At 63.3% G+C, this 594-nt stretch carries 1 protein-coding gene; it reads right to left on the bottom strand.

What is annotated here, in order from left to right:
* The coding region (locus AC6LJ2_RS30020) for an amino acid ABC transporter permease (RefSeq protein ID WP_498152757.1) at positions 1-594 on the bottom strand (594 nt) is incomplete at both ends.

Genomic DNA, 594 nt, shown 5'->3' with positions numbered 1-594 from the left:
GTGCCTGGCTGTACTTGGACATGGAGAAGCAGAAGACGAAGTAGATCAGCGAGATGAACAGGTACGCCTCTACCCCGAAGCCGCGCCATGCCGCGTCGGACAGCGCCGCCTTGGCGGCCAGCGTCAGGTCGAAGATGCCGATGATGACCACCAGCGAGGTGTCCTTGAACAGCGCGATGAAGATGCTGACCAGCGGCGGGATGACGATCTTCAGGGCCTGCGGCAGGATGATCTTGCGCATCTGCTGCCAGTAGTTCAGGCCCAGCGAATCGGCGCCTTCGTACTGCCCCTTGGGAATCGCCTGCAGGCCGCCGCGCACCGTTTCGGCGATGTACGCGGCCGCGAACATGATGATCGCGATCTGCGCGCGCAACAGCTTGTCGATGGAAAAGCCTTCGGGCAGGAACAAGGGCAGCATCACCGACGACATGAACAGCAGGCTGATCAGCGGCACGCCGCGGATCAGTTCGATGTACACGACGCACAGCGCCTTGATGGCGGGCATCTTCGAGCGCCGGCCCAGGGCCAGCAGCACGCCGATCGGGAAGGCGAAGGCGATGCCGAACGTGGACAGGATCAGCGTGAGCGGCAGGC

The sequence above is a fragment of the Achromobacter sp. 1014246743 genome (genome assembly GCF_059760725.1).
This window is presented reverse-complemented; position numbering and strand designations above follow the sequence as displayed.